This is a genomic window from Streptomyces virginiae, assembly GCF_041432505.1.
Taxonomy (GTDB): domain Bacteria; phylum Actinomycetota; class Actinomycetes; order Streptomycetales; family Streptomycetaceae; genus Streptomyces; species Streptomyces virginiae_A.
Genome location: NZ_CP107871.1, coordinates 873,938 through 890,342 on the forward strand (window position 1 = coordinate 873,938; position 16,405 = coordinate 890,342).

The 16,405-nt window shown below is 71.3% G+C and carries 22 protein-coding genes; 5 read left to right on the top strand and 17 right to left on the bottom strand.

Annotated features, from left to right (window positions below):
• Nucleotides 1–10 precede the first annotated feature (10 nt).
• From OG624_RS04190 to OG624_RS04200, 3 genes are all read right to left on the bottom strand, one after another.
• A complete protein-coding gene (locus OG624_RS04190; RefSeq protein ID WP_244290995.1) occupies nt 11–451 on the bottom strand; it encodes a hypothetical protein in 441 nt (146 codons plus the stop codon).
• 9 nt (nt 452–460) lie between these two features.
• Complete coding sequence (locus tag OG624_RS04195; protein WP_030758679.1) at nt 461–826, bottom strand: ArsR/SmtB family transcription factor; 366 nt, start codon at nt 824–826, stop codon at nt 461–463.
• Between the two features lie 182 nt (nt 827–1,008).
• Complete coding sequence (locus OG624_RS04200; protein ID WP_030725676.1) at nt 1,009–1,383, bottom strand: hypothetical protein; 375 nt, start codon at nt 1,381–1,383, stop codon at nt 1,009–1,011.
• A gap of 332 nt (nt 1,384–1,715) precedes the next feature.
• On the opposite strand from OG624_RS04200, the gene OG624_RS04205 reads away from it, so the two are divergent.
• Nucleotides 1,716–1,994 (top strand): SHOCT domain-containing protein, encoded by a 279-nt coding sequence (locus OG624_RS04205; RefSeq protein ID WP_371639094.1) that lies wholly within the window; start codon nt 1,716–1,718, stop codon nt 1,992–1,994.
• A gap of 64 nt (nt 1,995–2,058) precedes the next feature.
• Here OG624_RS04205 and OG624_RS04210 read toward each other — a convergent pair whose 3' ends face one another.
• Entirely contained in the window at nt 2,059–3,003 is a 945-nt protein-coding gene (locus tag OG624_RS04210) for an ArsR/SmtB family transcription factor (protein WP_266356481.1), read from the bottom strand.
• Between the two features lie 121 nt (nt 3,004–3,124).
• On the opposite strand from OG624_RS04210, the gene OG624_RS04215 reads away from it, so the two are divergent.
• Entirely contained in the window at nt 3,125–4,027 is a 903-nt protein-coding gene (locus OG624_RS04215) for an oxidoreductase (RefSeq protein ID WP_371587210.1), read from the top strand.
• A gap of 45 nt (nt 4,028–4,072) precedes the next feature.
• Here OG624_RS04215 and OG624_RS04220 read toward each other — a convergent pair whose 3' ends face one another.
• Both OG624_RS04220 and OG624_RS04225 read right to left on the bottom strand, forming a co-directional pair.
• Entirely contained in the window at nt 4,073–4,321 is a 249-nt protein-coding gene (locus OG624_RS04220; RefSeq protein WP_033225781.1) for a hypothetical protein, read from the bottom strand.
• Between the two features lie 46 nt (nt 4,322–4,367).
• On the bottom strand, nt 4,368–4,874 hold the full coding sequence (locus OG624_RS04225; protein WP_033225786.1) for a hypothetical protein: 507 nt from the start codon (nt 4,872–4,874) through the stop codon (nt 4,368–4,370).
• Nucleotides 4,875–5,103: 229 nt separating this feature from the next.
• Here OG624_RS04225 and OG624_RS04230 point away from each other — a divergent pair, with 229 nt between their 5' ends.
• Together OG624_RS04230 and OG624_RS04235 are read left to right on the top strand one after the other, a co-directional pair.
• Entirely contained in the window at nt 5,104–5,961 is an 858-nt protein-coding gene (locus OG624_RS04230; protein ID WP_033225788.1) for a S1 family peptidase, read from the top strand.
• 68 nt (nt 5,962–6,029) lie between these two features.
• Nucleotides 6,030–6,413 carry a toxin Doc gene (locus OG624_RS04235; RefSeq protein WP_161292997.1) on the top strand — a complete coding sequence of 128 codons (384 nt, stop codon included), beginning with the start codon at nt 6,030–6,032 and terminating at the stop codon, nt 6,411–6,413.
• A gap of 21 nt (nt 6,414–6,434) precedes the next feature.
• On the opposite strand, the gene OG624_RS04240 is transcribed toward OG624_RS04235, so the two are convergent.
• From OG624_RS04240 to OG624_RS04285, 10 genes are all read right to left on the bottom strand, one after another.
• Entirely contained in the window at nt 6,435–6,821 is a 387-nt protein-coding gene (locus OG624_RS04240) for a hypothetical protein (protein WP_030725700.1), read from the bottom strand.
• A gap of 312 nt (nt 6,822–7,133) precedes the next feature.
• Complete coding sequence (locus OG624_RS04245; RefSeq protein ID WP_030758662.1) at nt 7,134–8,051, bottom strand: MurR/RpiR family transcriptional regulator; 918 nt, start codon at nt 8,049–8,051, stop codon at nt 7,134–7,136.
• 66 nt (nt 8,052–8,117) lie between these two features.
• Nucleotides 8,118–8,777 (bottom strand): NADPH-dependent FMN reductase, encoded by a 660-nt coding sequence (locus OG624_RS04250; protein ID WP_371639095.1) that lies wholly within the window; start codon nt 8,775–8,777, stop codon nt 8,118–8,120.
• A 98-nt stretch (nt 8,778–8,875) separates the two neighbouring features.
• The gene (locus tag OG624_RS04255) at nt 8,876–9,217 is read right to left on the bottom strand and encodes a TcmI family type II polyketide cyclase (protein WP_371587211.1); all 342 of its coding nucleotides are present in this window, start codon (nt 9,215–9,217) and stop codon (nt 8,876–8,878) included.
• A gap of 18 nt (nt 9,218–9,235) precedes the next feature.
• A complete protein-coding gene (locus OG624_RS04260; protein ID WP_030725712.1) occupies nt 9,236–9,715 on the bottom strand; it encodes an SRPBCC family protein in 480 nt (159 codons plus the stop codon).
• A 1-nt stretch (nt 9,716) separates the two neighbouring features.
• A complete protein-coding gene (locus OG624_RS04265) occupies nt 9,717–9,971 on the bottom strand; it encodes an acyl carrier protein (protein WP_371587213.1) in 255 nt (84 codons plus the stop codon).
• Between the two features lie 17 nt (nt 9,972–9,988).
• Nucleotides 9,989–11,215, bottom strand: a complete 1,227-nt coding sequence (locus OG624_RS04270; protein WP_033225797.1) for a beta-ketoacyl synthase N-terminal-like domain-containing protein — start codon at nt 11,213–11,215, stop codon at nt 9,989–9,991.
• On the bottom strand, nt 11,212–12,483 hold the full coding sequence (locus OG624_RS04275; RefSeq protein WP_033225798.1) for a beta-ketoacyl-[acyl-carrier-protein] synthase family protein: 1,272 nt from the start codon (nt 12,481–12,483) through the stop codon (nt 11,212–11,214). The genes OG624_RS04270 and OG624_RS04275 overlap by 4 nt, the downstream gene beginning before the upstream one ends.
• Nucleotides 12,480–12,923, bottom strand: coding sequence for a cupin domain-containing protein (locus tag OG624_RS04280; protein ID WP_161293001.1), 444 nt, complete (start codon nt 12,921–12,923; stop codon nt 12,480–12,482). The genes OG624_RS04275 and OG624_RS04280 overlap by 4 nt, the downstream gene beginning before the upstream one ends.
• A 154-nt stretch (nt 12,924–13,077) precedes the next feature.
• Complete coding sequence (locus OG624_RS04285; protein ID WP_033225800.1) at nt 13,078–14,175, bottom strand: SchA/CurD-like domain-containing protein; 1,098 nt, start codon at nt 14,173–14,175, stop codon at nt 13,078–13,080.
• 275 nt (nt 14,176–14,450) lie between these two features.
• On the opposite strand from OG624_RS04285, the gene OG624_RS04290 reads away from it, so the two are divergent.
• Nucleotides 14,451–16,082 (top strand): FAD-dependent oxidoreductase, encoded by a 1,632-nt coding sequence (locus OG624_RS04290; protein WP_352165016.1) that lies wholly within the window; start codon nt 14,451–14,453, stop codon nt 16,080–16,082.
• Between the two features lie 50 nt (nt 16,083–16,132).
• Here the strand turns inward: OG624_RS04290 and OG624_RS04295 are convergent, their stop codons facing one another.
• Nucleotides 16,133–16,342, bottom strand: coding sequence for an acyl-CoA carboxylase epsilon subunit (locus OG624_RS04295; protein WP_033225802.1), 210 nt, complete (start codon nt 16,340–16,342; stop codon nt 16,133–16,135).
• Nucleotides 16,343–16,405: the final 63 nt, after the last annotated feature.

Sequence of the window (16,405 nt, forward strand, 5' to 3'; positions counted from 1 at the left end):
CGCTCGCCCCTCAGAGTCGGTAGGGCCAGACGCTGACCTCGCCCTGGCCTACGCGGACCTCGATCCACGACCCGTCGGCGTCATCCGGCAGCGCGGGTCCGGCGACGTCGAACAGGATGGATGTTCCGCCCAGATCCAGGAACGCCGCGCCGTCCTCGGTCAGGTTCAACCGCCCCTGGAAGACGATGCGGTCGCCGTCCTGCGACAACGTGGGTCCGGCGGGACTCGCCGGCCCCGCGTTGGTCCCCCAGACGATGTCCTGATCGACGGTCCACTCGACGTGGTGCTCTTCGCCCACCGCCCCGAGGGCACCTTGCCAGAGCACCACGGCGGTTCCCACCGCCGAGCGGACTCGAACCGTCGTGGGCGTCGACGGGCCCTGTCGCACTTCTTCCACCGTGACCAACACCCGACCATCGTCCACGATCCCCCTCGCGACCGAGTACGGCACGACGGATGCTCAGCGGCCGGCGACCTTGTCCGTGCGGTCCGTCTGCGGTCCCAGTTGCTGCAGTTCGGCCAGAAGTTCGCTCTGGCCCGTCAGGAGCTCGGTCAGGATGCGGCGCGCCGCGCGCAGGAGGTCGGCCACGTCGCCGCCGGCGAGGGCGTAGCTGACGGTCGCTCCGTCCCGGATGGACACGACGATGCCGGACCGGCGCAGGACCGCCAACTGCTGGGAGAGGTTCGACGCCTCGACATCGATCGCGGCAAGGAGGTCGCGTACGGGTACGGGGCCGTTCTGCAGGAGTTCCAACACGCGGATGCGGACGGGGTGTCCGAGCATGCGGAAGAACTCGGCTTTCGCCTGGTAGAGGGGTACCTGCATTCCCATGAGTGCTCCTGCTGTTGCTTCAAACCTTGCTTGGGGGGCGCGGGGCTTCCAGTCGGCCGACCACCCATACATTCATACGGACGGGCCCACGCACGCCCGGCGATTACCTGTTTCAGATGTGCCGGATTGAAGAATTCTTCAACTCATGGGCATGCGTGGGCGCGAAAATGCCGGGTTCAGAGCTCCAGGGCGGCTTCGATCCGCTTGAGCTGGTGGCGGGCCATGGCCAGGTTGGACTGGCCCTTGTCGAGGACGAGATACAGGAAGAGGCCGCCGTGCCCCCGGCCCTTGAGGAGCCGGATGAGGTGGTACTGGCCGCCGAGGGTGATCAGGACGTCCTCGATCTCGTCCTTCAGACCCAGCATCTCCATCGTGCGGACCTTCGCCCGGATCACATCCGTGTTGCCGGCGGCGGCGACCGTGAGGTCGAGCTCCTTGCCGCCGCCGAGGGTCCCCAGCGCCATACCGCTGGTGTAGTCCACCAGCGCGGCTCCCATCGCACCCTCGATCGAGGTCATCGTCTCCTTCAAGGAGACCTCAACGTTCGCCATCGGTATTCGCTCCCTTACCTGCTACGGACTCCGCCCGGTGATCGATTGCCTGTGACACCGGACGGCTTGTGATCCAGACGCTACCGAGCGTGCGTGGCGGCGTACGGGGAACGGGGGAATGCGTGGAATGTGCGCATCGCACCCCCCTGCCCCACGCGTCCCACCTGTCCCACCCGTACCGGCGCGCCCGGCCGGGACCTCCGACCGACCGCAGCTCGGGTACTCCCGTGGAAGTACCCGGGGTGCAGCCGGCCGTACGACGACCGGCGGGCCCTTTCGGAGGAGTCTCGGGGTGAGACGAAACGTCCGAGCTTTTGAGGAGATGAACCGAGATGAGTGCCTTCACCACCCTCGCCTACGACGGGCCCGGCCCGTGGATCCTGTTCGTTCCGCTGATCTGGGCGGCGGTCGTCGTGGGTGTCGTCACCGTGCTGCGCCGCACCGCCTGGCGCGGGCGCCGCGGGGCGGCGGCCGCGTACGGGGAACGCTCGCCGATCGCGATCCTGGGCCGGCGCTTCGCCGCCGGGGAGATCGACGAGGAGGAGTACTGGCGGCGACTGTCCGTCCTGGACGAGCAGTTCGGCCGCTCCCTCAAGGACGGGGCGGCGTGACCCCGCCGAGGCCCGCCGCTCACGTCTTCCCTCCCCGCGATCGTCCCCGCTCCACGACCGGAGTTCAGGCCGGGGCGACCAGCAGGGACTCGGCGACGGAGGTACGGGCGTAGAGCACGGAGCGGCCGGCCCGGTGGGAGCTGACCAGGCCGGCCGCGCGCAGCGCGGTGAGGTACTGGGACACCGCGGCGGCCGAGAGCCCCGTACGGCGGGCCAGTTCGGTGGTGGAGGCAGGGCTTTCCAGCTCGGTCAGGAGCCGGGTCCGGGAGCGTCCGAGTACGGCGGCCAGGGCCTCGGCCCGGCCGGCGGGTCGGGGTTCCCACAGGGCGCCGGTACCGCGCGCCGGATAGGCCAGTTGCGGTGGCTCCGGGGGCGTCACGCGGGTGAAGGGCACCGGGCCGGTGAAGACCGAGGGGATCAGCAGCAGCCCTTCGCCCGCCGTCCCGCGGGACAGGGGGCGGTGCCGGCGGGACAGTCGGAGCGCGTCGTCGCCCCAGCTCACCGAGGGGTGCAGGTCGCCCAAGAGGCAGCCGGCGCCGTGCTCGGCGGCCTGCCGGGCCCGGTGGAAGACGTCGGCGTCGAGCACCGCGCGGATCCGCGCCCAGTAGGGCGCCAGGGCCAACTCCCAGTAGGTCTCGATCTCCTCGGCGACCCGGACCAGCCGGGCCCGGGGGTCGGCGTACAGGGTGCGTGTGCGCGGGCCGAGGCGTCCCTGTTCCTGTCGCAGGCGGTCGAGGTCCTGACGGACCCGGCCGGTGGGGGTGGCCCGGACCCGGGCCAGTTCCTCCGCCAGGGAGGGCGCGGGGCCGGTGGGCGCAGGGTTGAGGAAGTCAGGCACGTACCCCGAGGGTGGGATCAGTTCGGCCAGCCAGCCCCGGTCGAGGCCGGCGGCCGCCAGCCGCGGCCCCACCTGGTCGGTCCAGGGCCGATGCACGTGGGGCGTGGCCCCCGAGGCCAGCAGCCGGTAGCTGGGCCCGACCTCCCACATCGGTGAGACGGCGAACCGCATCTGGGCGAGATCGCTCACGGAGAACGCCAGTTCCGCCCGCACATCCCGCACGTCCACCCCGAGGATTCGGTCATGCCTTAATCAATGGCCTGGCAGCCTATCGGGTGCGGATCATCCGGTCATGACCTCACAGACGAAGACCGCGGACGCGGCGGGCACCTGGAACCTCGGCGACCTGAGGATCAACCGCATCGGCTTCGGCGCGATGCGCCTGCCCCAGACCGGCGAGGCGTTCGCGCACGACGCCGTACCCAGGGACCGCGGCCAGGCGATCGCCGTGCTGCGTCGGGCGGTCGAGCTCGGCGTGAACCACATCGACACCGCCGCGTTCTACTTCTCGCCGCTGCGTTCCGCCAACGAGCTGATCAACGCGGCACTGGCCCCCTATCCGGAGGACCTGGTGATCACCACCAAGGTCGGACCGGGCCGGGGACCGTCCGGAACCTGGCTCGAACACGCCACCCCGGAGCTGCTGCGCGGACAGGTGGAGGAGAATCTGCGCCAGCTCGGCCGCGACCACCTCGACGTGGTGAACCTGCGGATCGTGGGGACCGACTCCATCGCGGAGCGTTTCGGCGCGCTGGCCGAGCTCCGCGACGCGGGTCTCGTCCGCCATCTCGGCATCTCCAACGTCACCCCCGAGCACCTCGCCGAGGCGCGGGCCATCGCGCCGGTGGTCTGCGTGCAGAACATGTACGGGATCGGGGTGCGGCCCGAGCACGACGGGTTCGTGCGCGCGTGCGGCGAACAGGGCATCGCGTTCGTCCCCTTCTACTCCATCGCCGGCACCGGACGGCAGGCCGGCGCGAGCGGCTCCGAGCACGAGGAGGTGCGGGCCGTCGCCCGGGCGCACGGCGCGAGTCCGGCGCAGGTACGGCTGGCCTGGACGCTCGGGCGGGGACCGCACGTTCTGGCCATTCCCGGCACGGGCGACCCGGACCACCTGGACGCGAACGTGGCCGCCGGGGCGCTGCGCCTGTCCGAGGCGGATCTGGCCGTCCTGGAGGCCGTGCACCACGGCTGAGCGAACCCGGCGCCGACCACCGCGAGCCCGATCGACAGGACGCCGCTAGGGAAGGTCGGCGGTCGGCGGGTCGGCCTCGTACACGTGGGGGGTGTCCCCCTGCCAGTCCAGCAGGTCGGCGCCGCCGAGGACCACGTCGTCGGGGTCGGGCATGCCGGCCCGGCGCAGGAACTCGATCACGTCGTCGTCGGAGCGGGCCAGGCCCAGGGACTCCTCTCCGTTCGCGGTCCGCAGGGTCACCTGGCGGCCCCCCGACGGGTGGATGCGGTGGACGACGACGGGTGCGTGGCGCATACCTCCAGCCTCGCCCCGTCGGCCCGGCCCGGCACCCCAGGAGGTGTCAGGGGGTGCGTCCGACCGTGGCGGCGCGGTCGGCGCGCTTGGGGATGCGGAGCGTGGAGGGATCGGGGTAGGTGGCCTTCTCCGCCTGCAGGACTTGCTCGATCTCCGCCTTGAAGGCGGGCTCGAAGAAGTCGACGGCCAGCAGCAGCCGCAGTCCCTCCAGGGTCGGGTCGAGCAGCGGGCGGCCCATGCGGGCGCCGCCGCCGCTCAGGCCCGGGAAGCCGGCGCGGGCTGTCTCCGGTCTCTCTCCCGCGCGCTCCTCGAGGTCGGCGGCGGCGTAGCCGGCGATCAGCGCGAGTTCGGCGAGGTACTTGCGGGCCCCGAGAGCCATCTCCTCTGCGCCTTGCAGGGTCTGGACCGAGCCGCCCGCCACTTTGAAGTCGTCGCTGATCCTCTTGAGGCCGCGCGCCTCGTACACGGCGTGGGCCTCCTCGAAGAGCCGCCCCGCCTCGTCGACCGCCTTCATCGCCGTCACCAGCTGGTCGATGTCGATCTCGCGCTTCACGTTGCCTCCTGATCCGGAACTGTGCTGCCCCGACCGTAGGAGGCGGAGCCACCGGTGCGGAACACCTGTGCACGGTCCGTTATCGACGCCTTCGGTGCGGTCCGGGACCCCTCTTGCGGCACCGTCGTCAACTGGCCATGCGGTCTTGCGAGTTGACGCCGCCGTACCAACAATGCGCATGACAACCGGAGGATCTTCGGTCGCATTGTCCTCAGAGGGGAACCCCCACATGAACAAGCCTCTCACCGGCGCCTTACTCTCCCTGCTCCTGCTGGGAGCGGCGGTCGGCCCCGCCGTGGCCGCGCCCACCGCACCCACGGACACGCCACCCACCGCCCCCGCGGCCACCGCCGCGGCGGTCGACTTCGCGGGCACGGTGGCCCTCAGCAACTGTTCCGGCTCCGTCGTCCGCGCGCCCGGCTCCCAGCCGAACGACCTCGCGCTGGTCCTGTCGAACGGCCACTGCCTGGAGTCGGGCTTCCCGGCGGCCGGCGAGGTCGTCAAGGACCGCCCGTCCAGCCGCTCGTTCTCGCTGCTCAACTCGGCGGGATCGAAGGTCGGTACGCTCCGCGCGAGCAAGGTCGCGTACGCGACCATGACCGACACCGACATCTCGATCTACCAGCTGACCCGGACCTACGCCCAGATCCAGAGCCAGTACGGCATCAGCCCGCTGACCCTCGACGGCGCCCGCCCGACCCAGGGCTCGGCCATCAAGGTGGTCTCCGGCTACTGGAAGCGCATCTACAGCTGCACCGTGGACGGCTTCGCCTACCGCCTCAAGGAGGGTGACTGGACCTGGAAGGACTCGGTCCGCTACACCTCCGCCTGCAACACCATCGGCGGCACCTCCGGGTCACCGGTGGTCGACACGGCGACCGGCAAGGTCGTCGCCGTCAACAACACGGGCAACGAGGACGGTGCCCGCTGCACGGTGAACAACCCGTGCGAGGTCGACCAGAACGGCAACGTGACGGTCCGCCAGGGCATCAACTACGCGCAGCAGACGTACATCGTCGTCCCCTGCATAGCCCCCGGCAACAAGATCGACCTGAACCGCGCCGGCTGCACGCTGCCCAAGCCGTAGTCCCTCACGTGTCCCCGCCCGACCGGAAAAGCCCCACGGCCGGGCCCCGGGCGGGGATACTCGAAGGCGTGGAACTGCACATCGATCACCGCTGGCTGCTGGAGCGGCAGGAGGCCCTGTTCAAGGACGTGGCGGTGGCCGACCACTCCGCCCTGGTCGCCGCCGTGGCCCGGCACCGGGTGAACACGCCGAGCCTGGAAGTGGACGACCCCGACGCCTACTGGCGTGCCGCCGCCCTGCTCGACGCGATCGTGCTGCTCCGACCGCTTCCCGACTCCAACGAGTACTTCGCCTACGGGGTCGCGGTCGCGTACATCGAGGCCTCCGGGGAGACGGTGGAGGCCACCTACGAGCAGTGGCGGGACCTCATCACCGACATCCGCATGCTGCGCGCCTCCGTCTTCGACGTGGCCGCCAGACTCCGCTCCTGGCAGCCGACGCAGAGGTCCTGAGGAAGGTCAGCGCCGGCGGGGTCAGCGCCGGCGCTGCGCGGGGGTGCCGACGAGGAGCGCGTCGGACACGAGGCGTGCGCCGCGGGCGAGCCGGCCCAGCTGCTCCAGCTCGACGGCGTACATCCGGATCGAGTTCTCGATGACCGACTCGGCGATGCCCATGGTCGGCAGCTCGGCGCGGCTGGTCTGCAGGGCCGCCCGCACCGCGCGCATCTCGTGCTGCAGCTGGAGCTGGACGTGCCGGGCCAGGAGGGCGTGGTGGCGGGTGAGCGTCAGGTAGCCGCCGTAGCGGGCCGGGAGCAGATCCCGCAGCCACCGCGTGGCCGTGCGCTCCCAGTCGTGCGTACCGGGTGCCTTGACCTGCATGGGCCAGTCAGGGCTGAGGGTAAACGTGGCCGTCTGAGGCATTCTCGTCACTTCCGAGTGGTGTCGAACTCTGATCGAGACGTTCTTGGGGGGCGGCCTCGGCCCAGGGGTTGACCGAGGCCGCCATGGGCGCTCTGCGGGGATCCGAAAGCCTGGACCCGACACGCGGTCGCGACCTGAGGAGGTTCGTCGTTCCGCGCGTACGTTCGGGAGGACATGGGGGTCCTCCTTGGCATCTGGTGGATCCGGAGCGCCGTCGTCAGTAAACATATATACCGTCGAGTAAGCAAGAGTATGAAAAATTTCATGCACTTCGAGGGCTGAATATCGCCTGGTGAACCAGGCCGCGAGGGGCTACAGGAAGAAGCCGTGCTGGTCGGCCACGTGCTCGTAGCTCTCCAGCCGCGCCTGGGTCCGCTCCGGATCCGCGTCCGCCATGGCCTGCAACAGGGCCGCGGACAGCATGCCGGGCGCGGCGTACGAGTCGAAAACCAGCCGGGATCCGGTCCCCGCGGTCAGGGCCACGTCCGCCTCGTCCACCAGCGGCCCCAGCGTGGGGTCCGTGATCAGGACCACACGCAGCCCCGTACTGCGGGCGGCGCGGATGGCGGCCAGGGTCTCCTTGGCGTGCCGCGGCATGGCGAAGGCCAGCACCCAGGTCCCGCCGGCCGCCCGGGACTGCAGCAACGCGTCGAAGGCGACGCTGCCGCCACGGGTCACCAGGCGTACGTCGGGGTGGATGCGCCGGGCCGCGTACGCGAAGTACTCCGCGAGCGAGACCGAGATGCGTAGGCCCAGGACGGTCAGCGGCACCGAGGCGGCCAGCTCGCGACCGATGTCGAGGACCTGGTCGGTGTCGGCGAGCAGCCTGCGCACGTTCTCCAGGTTCTCGATCTCGGCGTCGACGGCTTCCTGCAGCTCGTTGCGGCGGATCTGCGCGCGGGTGTCCGGGGCGCCGGCGATGGCGCTGAGCGCGATCGGCTGCAGCACGTCACGCAGGGCGGGGTAGCCGCTGAAGCCGAGGGAGGCCGCGAAGCGGGTCACGGAGGGCTGGCTCACGCCCACCCGCTCGGCCAGTTCGGTGATCGAGAGGAACGCCGCCTCGGTGAGGTGGTCGATCAGGTATTGGGCGATGCGACGCTGGCCCGGTGACAGGCGGCGTCCGTCGAAGAGCGCGAGGAGCCGGTCGGCCGGAGGACGGACCTCTCCGGACGACTGACCCCCTGGTGTGATCGCAGCCGCTTGTGCGCGTGCCTGCTGCCCCGATGACACTCGAGGGCCTCCCTAACTCATGTCACTCGCGCTCCAACATAGCTCACCCCCTGTGGCCGATGATGATCAGTCCTGGGCGCGTGAGGTGACGGGGTCGTCGGTGCGGTCGCCCAGGAACTCGTACCAGCGGCGCTGCAGGCACAGGTAGCGGGTGTCGGCCTCGACGAGGTCGAGGAAGGAGCCGATCGTCGTGGTGAGGCGCTCGCCGAGGCCCGGGTCGGTGAGGGCTCCGTCCTCGGTGAACGCCTGGTGCGCGCCGGCCAGACTGAACATGTCCGGGTAGACGCGCGCGCCGAGGTGTTCGAGCGGGACGCGCAGGGCCCAGAGCCCGCGGTTGCCGCCGACCATCGAGGGCGAGGCCGACACCAGCAGGGTCTGCTTGTCCTTGAAGGGCTGCGGTCGGTAGCGCGAGACCCAGTCGATGGCGTTCTTGAGCACGCCGGGCTCGATCCGCTTGCACATGGCGAGGGCCCCTTCGGGCAGTCCCTCGTCCGCCTCCGCGTCGCCGTCGTACGGGGGCATCGGGAAGTCGGCGAGCGTGGCGGTCCGTGCGGTGGCGCCGGCCCGGGACACCATCGAGGCGACGAGGGAGCCGAGGCGGGCGTTGACCGATCCGGTGCGGGAGGAACCGGACAGGACGAGCACCTGCAGGGAGGTACGGGCGGGCTCGCCGTCGTGCGGACGGCCCGGATCCGTCGGGAAGTGGTCGATGTCGGTCGGGTTCATGCCGTCTTCTCCTGCTCTCCGCCGCGATCGGCCCGACGCGGGGCCACGCGCGGCGGGACCCGCACACTTCGGTGTGCGGGTCCCGTCCGGGCCGCGGGTCACTGCGCGCCGGGGTTCTCCCAGCGGTAGAACTCGTGGGCCATGGCGTCCTTCGGACTGCGCCAGGTGTCCGGGTTGTGCGGGCTGATGTAGGCGGTCAGCCGGTCGCTGAGGTCCCGGAACTCCGGGTGCTCGGTGACCTTCGCGATGGCCGGGCCGGGCGGCCGGTCCGACTCGATCAGGTGCAGGTAGACGTCGCCGAACTGGAACAGGCTGCGGCGCGTGACCCCTACCAGGTGCGGGAGTTCACCCGCGTCCGAGCCCGCGAAGAGCTCGGCGATGTCCGGCGCCGATCCCGGCGCCATCCGGGCGACGATGAGAGCGCGGTGCGGCTGGTTCATCCGTGCGTGCCTTTCGTCTCAGACCCGGCTGACGGCGGGGGCGCGGCCCTCACGCTGACGCTTCTCGATCTTGTCCCGGATCAGGGCCATCTGGATCGGGGAGTTGCGGTTGATGTTGTCGGTCATCCAGGCGTCGTCGACGGGGGCGTCCGGCTTCATCGCGAAGTCCTGGGTCCACTTCATCCGGGTGCCGCCGGGCACCTTGAAGTACTGCCAGTGGATGTCCATGTGCGCGAACGGGCCGGTCTCCACCCGTCGGGCACGGACCGTGAGGCCCTTGCGGTCGACGGTCCGCTCCGAGACCCAACTCCACACCTTGCCGTTCTCGTCGGGGTGCATGGTCAGTCGGAAGCGGGTGGTGTCGCCCTGCTCCTCGAGGATCTCGAGGGAGGCGTACTCGCTGAACAGGTGGGGCCAGCTGGGGAGATCGTTGGTCATCTCCCAGACGACGTCCACGGGCGCGTTGACGGTGATCTCGTTCTCGGTGTGTCCTGCCATGTCAGGCTCCGGTCATCAGACTGTGGTTGACGAGGTCGGGGAATTCCCCGGGGGTCCTGCAGCGGTCGGCGTGGGTGGGCAGGGCCCGCCTCCGCCGGTTCTCCGGTTCGCCGACGATCCCGAGCAGGCCCGGCGAATCGAGGCCGTACTCGTCGAAGGCGGAGTGCGGCCGGCTCGCCGGCTCGGTGGGATCGACGGTGATGCCGGCCTTCTTCGTGAGGGCCGCCAGTTCCTCCAGGGCCGGCCGGGCGGACATCTTGTTCTCCCTTCTTCCTACGAGCCCTTGCGGACGACGAGCGCGGAGTTCGACCCCATCCGGCCGCGGCTGAGCACCAGCGCGGTGCGCAGCTCCGCGGTGCGGGCGCTGCCCGTCACCACGTCGAGGTCGTGGCACACGTCGTAGACGTTCGGGGTCGGCGGCACGATGCCGTGCTCCAGGGCCAGCACCGCGGCCGCGGTGTCGAGGGCGGGAGCCGCGCAGTACGCCCTGCCGGTACCGGACTTGGGCGCCGTGACCGGCACCTTCCGCCCGTGCGCGCCGAGGGCGTCGGCGATGGCCGCGGCCTCGGCCGCGTCGGCCTCCGGGGTCCCGATGGCGTCGGCGAAGACCACGTCGATCTCCTCGGGCGCGCAGCCGGCTTCCCGGAGGGCGCCGCGGATGGCGTGGGCCAGTCCCTCACCGGAGGTGTCCCGTCGCCGGGTGCCGGTGAAGGTCGCGCCGTGGCCGGCCAGGACGGCCCGTACGGTGGCGCCGCGGCGCCCGGCCTCCGTCTCGTCCTCGACGACGAACATCGCGCCGCCCTCGGCGGGGACGAACCCGCAGGCCTTGTCGGTGAACGGCCGGTAGGCGCGCTCGGGATCGTCCTGGGTGCTCAGCCCCTCGTACTCCAGCTGGCAGACGATGGAGTACGGCGCCAGCGGTGCCTCCGTCGCCCCGACCAGCATGGCCCGGCTGCCCTGGCGGATCCCTCGGACGGCGTGCGCGAAGGCGTCCAGGCCGCCCGCCTCGTCGCTGGCCACGACCCCGCAAGGGCCCTTCAGCCCGCGCCGGATGGAGATCTGGCCGGTGCTCGCCGCGTAGAACCAGGCGATCGACTGGTACGGGCCCACGAAGCGCGGCCCCTGTTCCCACAGGTGCTGCAGTTCGCGCTGGCCGAACTCGCCGCCGCCGGATCCGGCGGCGGTGACGACGCCCACGGAGAAGGGGTCGCCCTCGTAGTCGGCGCGGCCGAGCCGGGCGTCCTCCAGGGCGAGGTCCGCCGCGGCGAGCGCGTGGTGGGTGAAGCGGTCGGTCTGGACGAGGAAGCGGTCCTCGACCAGGGCGCCCGGGTCGAAGCCCCGGACCTCGCCCGCGACGCGCAGCGGCAGGTGCTCGCAGCCCGCCCTGGTGACCCGGTCCAGCACGCTGAGGCCGGACTGGGTCGCCTTCCAGAAGGCGTCGGCGCCCACGCCGTTGGGCGCGACGACTCCGATGCCCGTGATGACCGTACGGCTGGTCACGAGACCTCCTCCTTCGGCCGGGTCATGACCACGGCGGACTGGAATCCGCCGAAGCCGCTGCCCACCGAGAGCACGCTGCGCAGCTTCCGGCCGCGGGCGACCTTGGGTACGTAGTCCAGGTCGCACTCGGGGTCGGGCGTCTCGTAGTTCGCGGTCGGCGGTACCACCTGGTGGGTCATCGCGAGGACGCAGGCCGCGAGTTCGATGGCACCGATCGCGCCGAGGGAGTGCCCCACCATGGATTTGATGGAGGTCATCGGCGTCTTGTAGGCGTGGTCGCCCAGGACCCGCTTGACCGCCGCGGTCTCGTGGCGGTCGTTCTGCTTGGTGCCGGAGCCGTGCGCGTTGACGTAGTCGATCTCGTCGGCGGCGACGCCGGCCTGGGCGAGGGCGGTTTCGATGGCACGGGCCATCTCCAGGCCCTCGGCGGTCAGCCCGGTCATGTGGTGGGCGTTGCCGAAGGTGGCGTAGCCGCCGATCTCGCAGTAGACGGTCGCACCGCGGGCGCGGGCGTGTTCCAGCTCTTCGAGAACGAGGACGGCACCGCCCTCGCCGAGGACGAACCCGTCCCGGTCGGCGTCGAACGGCCGGGAGGCGTGGGCCGGGTCGTCGTTGTTCGGCGAGGTCGCCTTGATGGCGTCGAAACAGGCCACCGTGATGGGCGATATGGGTGAGTCGGAGGCGCCCGCGATGCAGACGTCCATCCGGCCCTCCGCGATGGAGTGCACGGCGTAGCCGATGGCGTCGAGCCCCGAGGTGCAGCCGGTGGAGACCGTCTGGACCGGGCCCCTCGCCCCCGTCTGCTCCGCGACGGCGGAGGCGAGGGTGGCGGGGGTGAACGCCCGGTGCAGGAAGGGGCCGGCCCGCTTGTGGTCCACGTCCCACCAGGAGCCGGACTGGCTGACGGCCACGTAGTCGTGCTCCAGCCGGGTGGTGCCGCCGACGGCCGTGCCGAGGGAGACTCCGGTCCGCCAGGCCTCGTCCGTGGTGAGGTCGAGTCCCGCGTCCTTGACCGCTTCCCGGGCGGCGACCAGGGCGAACTGGATGTAGCGGTCCGCCCGGTCCGCCTCGCCCGGTTCGAGGCCGTGCGCGGCGGGGTCGAAGTCGACCTCGGCGGCTATCCGGGAGCGGAACCCGGCCGGGTCGAAGAGGCTGATCCCACGGGTCGCCGTGCGGCCGTTGGAGAGCAGGTCCCAGAAGTCACGGACGCCGATCCCGCCGGGCGCGACGACACCGACACCGGTGACGGCCACCCGCCGGCGGGTCACGAGACCGCTCCCGTCCGGTCCGGGGGCTGCTCCCACGCGGTTCCCTCCGGGTGCGGGGCCTGCTCGGTGTCCACGTGGCCGAGCTCGGGGCGCGGGGCCAGCGGGCCGAGGTGGAAGACCATGCGCGCCTCGGTGTCCCCGACGTTGCGGAAACGGTGGCGCACGTTCAGCGGAACCAGGAGTCCCTGGTCGGTGCGCAGCGGATGGGCCTCGCCGTCGAGGTCGACCTCGAGGCGGCCGCTGACCACGTACACGAACTCCTCGGAGTACGGGTGGTAGTGCTCGGCGATCGACTCACCGGGGGCCATGATCGCCAGGCCCATGAAGCCGCTCGTGGAACCCACGGAGGTCGGGGTGAGTACCGCCCGCAGGTCTCCGCCTCGCCGGCGGTTGGGGGGCGTCTCGCTGAGGTCCACGATGCGTGGGCGCTGTTGGGTCATGGCGGGTTCCTCCTGCGTGTGGGGAGAGCCTGGGTGCGGATGGGTGGGTATCGGGGGTGGGGCGAGTGGGTGGAACGGGCCCCTGGGTGGACCGGATCGACCTGACCGACCGGACGGGCCGGCATGCCTGCCGGGCCGGACGGACCGGGGAGGATCAGGAGTCCGCGGGTGCCCTGCGGTCCGTGATCAGGTTCATGGTGTGGCCCGTGGCGCGGACCCGCCTGCCGGCGCGGGCCGTCAGCCGGTCGAGCACCGCCGCCTTGCGCGGTCCCGATACGCCGAAGGTGGTGTCGGGCTCGGCGTCGAACGGGCCGCGGACGTCGATGAGCCGGACGACGATGTCGTCACGCTGGAAGATGCTGCTGCTCCGAACGGGGCTGCCCGGGTTCCGTGCGGCCTCCTCGTCCTGCCGGGCCAGGAACTTGGCGAGCGCCGCGCCGCAGCCGGGCTTGGCCGGGTAGAAGAGCGCGTGCCGCTGCACCTCGGCGGACTCGGGCTCGGGTGCGGCGATGTGGTGGACCGCCGGGAGCGCGGCGCGCATGAAGAACATGCGGGCGGACTCCGGATCGTTCAGGTTCCGGTCCTTCTCCAGATGCGGGTTGAGCGCCTCCTCCGCCGCCCGGACCCCGGGCTGCTCGGAGACGTGGCGCAAGGCAGCCATCAGGTCGCCCTGGACCTCCACCGTGCGCACGACGCGGTTGCCGTACATGAACAGCGAGGTCCGGCAGAGCCGGGTGTGGTCGTCGACCCGGGCCTCCGGCGAGGCGTAGCTGGAGAGGATCGAGGCGACCTCCTTCTCGCTGCCCGGCTTGACCGTGAAGGTGAGGGCGTGGCGCACGATGCCGGCTCCCAGCCGGGGGGTCTGCTGCAGGCGCGCCGCGGCCGGGCGGTCCGCCTGGCCGTAGCCGCGGCCGGTCTCGCGCAGGACGGTGAACTTGAGCGGGCGCATCGCGCGGGCGCACGCGCCGAGCGGCTTCACCTGTTCGGCGTGGTGCTCGCTGTTGACCCATGCGAGGTACTGCGGGGCACTCTCCCACTCACTGGTGATGAGCCATTGGGAGGGATTCTCGAAGGACTGGCACAGCTGATCGCTGATGTGGCCCGGAACCGACGCGATGTCGTCGCGGAGCTGTTCGTACGCCTCGAAGAACTGCTGCTGGGTCCCCTCGTGGAGATCCATCAGCAGGACGACCCGGAGCATGGAGCCGTCGAAGGCTGACTGCGACACCCGTTCGGACAGGGTGGTTGTCATCTACTCACTCCTTCATGAGGGGGTGGAGATCCATCGCGTACGGACCCCTCGTCCGTCACCGGTGGCGTCCGCCCGGGCCGGCGGCCGCCTCGGTGGGGAACGGCAGGCCGGCGCGTCTCAGGGGGAGCCGCTGTCGCTCATCGTCATCCGGGTGGGGACGTACCGCTACATGTCCGGATCAAGCGGGTGACAACCGGCGAATCAACTGGGCCTCATCGCGGATCGGGGGCATAAAGACTCCACTCCCCCACACAGAAAACAGGAGCCCGCAGCTGATGGAAGACAACGCCGATGTTCGCGTACCGGTTCTCGTCGTGGGCGGCTCCCTCGTGGGCCTGTCCACCTCGCTTTTCCTGAGCCGCCACGGAGTGAGGCACCTGCTGGTCGAGAAGCACTCCGGCACCTCCGCACACCCGCGGGGCCGTGGCATCAACGCCCGGACGATGGAGCTTTTCCGCACGGCAGGGGCGGAGCGCGCGATCCGCCGGGCGGCGTCCGTACTGGAGGGAAATCAGGGCATTCTGCAGGCCCGGTCGCTGACCGACGGCGACCACAACTGGCTGGTCAAGTCGATCGATCCGGCCGGGGCGCTGGCCCGGTTCAGTCCGACCGGCTGGTGTCTGTGCAGCCAGAACAACATCGAGCCGGTGCTGGCCGAACAGAGCCGTGAGCTGGGCGCGGACGTGCGGTTCGCCACCGAGCTGATGAGCTTCGACCAGGACGCCACCGGGGTGAACGCCGTGGTGAAGGACCGGGAGACGGGCGAGCACATCACCGTGCGCGCCGACTTCCTGATCGCCGCGGACGGGCCGCGCAGTCCCGTCAGGGAGCAGCTGCGGATCCCCCAGACGGGTAATGGCGAGCTGTTCCACAACGTGAGCGTCACCTTCCGCTCGGAGAAGCTCGTCGAGGTGCTGGGCGACCTGCGCTTCATCGTCTGCTACCTGATCCGCCCGGGGGCGGACGGGGCACTGCTGCCGGTGGACAACAAGACGCAGTGGGTCTTCCACGCCCCGTGGCACCCGGAGCAGGGCGAGACCCTGGAGGACTTCACCGACGAGCGCTGCGTGGATCAGATCCGCGACGCGATCGGCGTACCCGACCTGGACGTGCAGATCGGCGGCAAGGCGCCGTGGCACGCGGCCGAACGGGTGGCGCAGCGGTATGCGTCCGGTCGGGTGTTCCTGGCCGGGGACGCGGCCCACGAGATGTCCCCCACGGGGGCGTTCGGCTCGAACACGGGCATCCAGGACGCGCACAACCTGGCGTGGAAGATCGCCGCGGTACTGGACGGCTCGGCCGGCCTCGGACTGCTCGACACCTACGAGGCCGAGCGGCTGCCCGTGGCCAGGGCCACCAGTGAGCGGGCGTCGGCCCGTTCGGCCGAACACAGCCACCCGGGGTACGCGCCCCCGCCCACGATGGGCGGCGGGCCGGGCAGCGGGGTCCTGACCACCGCCATGGGCTACTGCTACCCGCAGGGCGCGCTCGTCGGCGGCGAGCCCGGACGGCCCGTCATCCCGGAGAACCTGCGCCTGGTCGGCGACACCGGGACCCGGGCCCCCCACATGTGGGTGACCCGGGCGGGTGAACGGATCTCCACGCTGGACCTCTACGAGCGTTCCTTCGTGCTGCTCAGCGGTACGGGGACGCCGTGGCAGGGGGCCGCGCGGCGGGTGGCCGAGCAACTGTCGCTGCGGCTGGACACCTACACCATCGGCTCCGGGCCGGATGCCGACCTGGTCCAGGAGGGACGCTCCGACTGGACCGAGGTCCACGCGATGAGCCCCCAGGGAGCCGTGCTCGTACGGCCGGACGGGTTCGTGGCCTGGCGCTCGGAGGGAGCCGTGGCCGATGCCGCGGCGACGCTGCGCGAGGTCCTCTCGACGGTGCTGCGCCGGGCGTGAGAACCTCGCCCCCGCTTCCGCCGGCCGTGCGTGCGGCCGGCGGAAGGGGTTCAGCGGCAGGCCCAGCAACCTGCCCAGCAGCCGGCGGCCGGTACGGCGGTACGCCGGCGGCCGGGCCCGGCGGCGCCGGCCTCGTCCCCGCCGCCGGAGGTCCGCCCGGCGTAACACGCGACGACGACCGCGATCGCGGCCAGTTCCTCAGGGGCGGCGACGCCCCGCTCCACACGCAGCAGGCTCGCTATCGGGACATCCTTCGACATCGGCACGGCCTCTCTCACGGGGGCTGCGCGTGCGCCCGGTCGCTTCGCGAGGGGCGGACCGGC